1 protein-coding gene is annotated in these 651 nt (G+C 59.6%); it reads left to right on the top strand.

What is annotated here, in order from left to right:
- On the top strand, positions 1-651 hold a 651-nt coding region (locus ACR0JW_RS23910), incomplete at both ends, for a GTP-binding protein (RefSeq protein ID WP_480714622.1).

The following is a 651-nucleotide window of genomic DNA, read 5'->3' as shown; positions in this document are numbered from 1 at the left end:
CGATCCTGGTTGTGAACGCCGCTGACGGCCCGATGCCGCAGACCCGCGAGCACATCCTGCTGGGCCGCCAGGTTGGCATCCCGAAGATGGTTGTGTTCATGAACAAGGTTGACCAGGTCGACGACGAAGAGCTTTTGGAACTGGTTGAGATGGAAGTTCGCGAACTGCTGTCCAGCTACGACTACCCCGGCGACGACATTCCGATCATCGCAGGTTCGGCTCTGGCGGCGATGGAAGGCAACAACCCGGAAATCGGCGAGAACAAGATCCGCGAGCTGATGGCGGCTGTTGATGAGTATATCGACACCCCCGAGCGTGCTGTTGACCAGCCGTTCCTGATGCCGATCGAAGACGTGTTCTCGATCTCAGGCCGTGGTACCGTTGTGACCGGCCGTGTTGAGCGTGGCGTGATCAACGTTGGCGACGAGATCGAAATCGTTGGTATCCGCGACACCGCGAAAACCACCTGCACCGGCGTTGAAATGTTCCGCAAGCTGCTGGACCGTGGTGAAGCCGGCGACAACATCGGCGCCCTGCTGCGCGGTGTTGACCGTGACGGTGTTGAGCGTGGCCAGGTTCTGTGTAAGCCGGGTTCGGTGACACCGCACACCAAGTTCGAAGCCGAAGCCTACATCCTGACCAAGGAAGAAG

The organism is Ruegeria sp. BG6 (assembly GCF_056538465.1).
Note: the sequence above shows the minus strand (reverse complement) of the source record. Positions and strands in the feature narration are given on the sequence as shown.